At 42.1% G+C, this 2,557-nt stretch carries 3 protein-coding genes; 1 reads left to right on the top strand and 2 read right to left on the bottom strand.

What is annotated here, in order from left to right:
• A partial coding sequence (locus G396_RS10650; RefSeq protein WP_155857448.1) for an IS3 family transposase occupies nucleotides 1-199 on the top strand: 199 nt, incomplete at its 5' end.
• A 301-nt stretch (nucleotides 200-500) separates the two neighbouring features.
• On the opposite strand, the gene G396_RS0108525 is transcribed toward G396_RS10650, so the two are convergent.
• Both G396_RS0108525 and G396_RS0108520 read right to left on the bottom strand, forming a co-directional pair.
• Complete coding sequence (locus G396_RS0108525) at nucleotides 501-1,865, bottom strand: ISLre2 family transposase (protein WP_081683579.1); 1,365 nt, start codon at nucleotides 1,863-1,865, stop codon at nucleotides 501-503.
• Between the two features lie 361 nt (nucleotides 1,866-2,226).
• Nucleotides 2,227-2,557 (bottom strand): LPXTG cell wall anchor domain-containing protein (locus tag G396_RS0108520; protein ID WP_028125704.1); only part of this gene is annotated, 331 nt, incomplete at its 5' end.

The following is a 2,557-nucleotide window of genomic DNA, read 5'->3' as shown; positions in this document are numbered from 1 at the left end:
ATTTCAGAGTATGTCTCGTAAAGGGAATTGTTTAGATAATGCCATCATGGAAAACTTCTTTGGCATCTTAAAGCAAGAAATTTATTATGGTCACACATTTAACTCTTATGAAGAATTGAGACAAACGATAGAAGACTATATTGAATACTACAACAACGAGGGTTCTCCTTTGTTTGTCGTTATTCAAAGTATACCCTAGAGGTGTTTTATTTTGCCATTAATTTTAATGACATGAGTGGCTAAATTAATCCTCAATGAAATAGAGTTTTGCCACTTAGCCATCCCCTCTCTATTGTCTTCTTCATCTTAATCAAATCTTAAGAAGTCGTCAATATAACATTTTAGCATAAACTGTTCCATCTGTCGGGATTTTCTGCTGGGCGATAGTGTCAAATTATTGTTGGTTTTTCTCTGCCATACTTTTTGAGGGATGGAGTCTTTTCCTATTTTCCTCTTAAGGATCGAAGCTGGCGCCCTTCTCAAACGGTCGATGATTGCCCTCAAAAAGTTTGGCAATAACCCTTCAAAGTATTAAACCCCTGCCGACTCCGGGTCCGATTAGAATAATGCAGTAGGGGAATCTTAACCTCCCAATTATAGCGCTCGACATATTTTCGTCCAATCCGTCCATCCAATTTTTCCACCCGTCGTTCTCGCTTTACTTCTTCCGCTTGACGGAATACCCAGGTTTTGAGGTCTACACCATTTAAAACGTATATCCGGCCTTTGGCGATGTTTTCTGCCCCCGTCTTACTCCACCCCAACGGTCTAGAACTCAATCGTTTACTCAAATAATGGCTCACGTGCCCCTCTGCACTGCATCCGATGTACTGGGAATCGCGTTGTCTTTGAATGGCGTCAAAATGCCCTAGAAGATAGTGCCGACTTTTCCGAAGCGTGGCTTTCATTGAATCCGTAATGAAAGGATCCTCCATTCGAACGTTAAAGTAATCGTTTAAATAGCCTTTCTTTCCGCTATAAAGCCACTCATGTAGCGTCCCATACAGTTCCTTAGTGGGAATGCCCACACACGCTTGACGAAGGTATTTCATGGTATGGTACGGATCCAGGACGAACTGGGTTTGTGGGGGCAAATAGTCCAACCCTTTTCGAATCCAACTCGCCCCGTCTCCACTTAAAAACACGGTAGGGGTTGCTTTTAAATCATATTGTTGGTCGAGATAGTAAGCGACATCTTCCCATATTTCTTCACTATCCTCGTACAATCCGGTAAATCGTCGGCTCACGTTTAATTTTAGACGGTTACTCTCCTCGGTATCCGACTCATAACCTTCATGGACATACACCAATCGCATCTGCCGATTTTTCCCATCCTGACACGCCACATGATCTTCATCCGCTTCAATATACAAACACGCTGCCTCTCGCTTTTCCTTAGTTGGAAGCGTCAAGGAGTCAGGGGAATAGCGATGCACAATGTTTTTGACCGTCTGACGGCTATGAATGCCTACGTGAGGAAAAAGCTGAACCGTTTTTTGATAAGATTGTTCCGTCGCACTTTGATAGAGGGCGGCTTCCAGATGGAGATCAATGCGCTGATGAGGCGTAATGAACAGAAAGTCAGCCAATAAATAAGTGTAATCTCCATTGGCCTTATGTTGATAATAACGCCTTGTAAGGGTCACTTCTCCAAGCAACGTCGACATGATTTTCTGGTCATGACTTCGATGCACACGGTAGTGACACCGTCTTTGAGGGCTTTCAAAAATATGTTCTTCAATCGTTTGAAACAAGTCCTCACACAGTTTAATCGAAAGAGCTCGCATATTCTGTTGAATCTGTTCGATGCAAGTGGAAAAATTGAGCTCTCCGTGAATTGCCTGTTCATACAATTTTGTCATCATCACACCAATTTAGTTTCCGATTTGTGGTAAAATGTTCATGAATAACCCTCTCACTTTCTGTATTTTTTTCGCTTACTTACAGTATAGCAGAGGGTTATTTTTTTGCCTGAAAAACACCAACAATTATTTTACGCTAAGCCAGATGCAGATAGTGTTAAAGTCTAGAGTCGTCAAACATTTATGACATGGGAGTATGGTGAAGCGGCTAGGTGAACCATATGGGACTTAGTTAAACTATAACCATTTAAGGCTCTCGAAACAAAATAAGCTAAACAAAAAAAATGACGACCGCTAGGCGGTCGTCATTTAACTTCCAAAGAAGTTCTAAGGAATTGGCTTAACTCTATAAATCAAGCATAACTTAGAATTCTTGTTCGCGTTTTTTACCACTTGCTACTAACCCTAATCCTGCGAGGATCATTAATGTCGCTGGTGTGAAGAATGCGGATGCTTCTTCACCTGTTTCAGGGAGTTTTTCCTTATCTGATACAGAATTTACTGATTCACCTTTCGAACCATTCACATTAGCTGATTTCGCTCCTGGTAAGCTTGGGTCAAACTCAGATCCAGTTTCATCTGGTTCTAGGCCTGGAATTTCTGGGTATTCCAACTCGCCTTCGAATGAAGAACCGTCTTCTGTTGGCATTGGCACGTTCTCTTCGTCACCCTTGTCGCCTACGATCACGTCGGTG

Origin of the sequence: Eremococcus coleocola DSM 15696 (assembly GCF_000428865.1) — a bacterium.
Classification (GTDB): Bacteria; Bacillota; Bacilli; order Lactobacillales; family Aerococcaceae; genus Eremococcus; species Eremococcus coleocola.
The sequence above is the reverse complement of the archived record's forward strand: the minus strand, read 5'-3'. Positions and strand labels throughout refer to the sequence as shown.

Bases quoted from the DNA above. Each gene is read 5' to 3' on its own strand.
- G396_RS0108525 (WP_081683579.1), bottom strand. From the start codon at position 1,865: ATGATGACAAAATTGTATGAACAGGCAATTCACGGAGAGCTCAATTTT.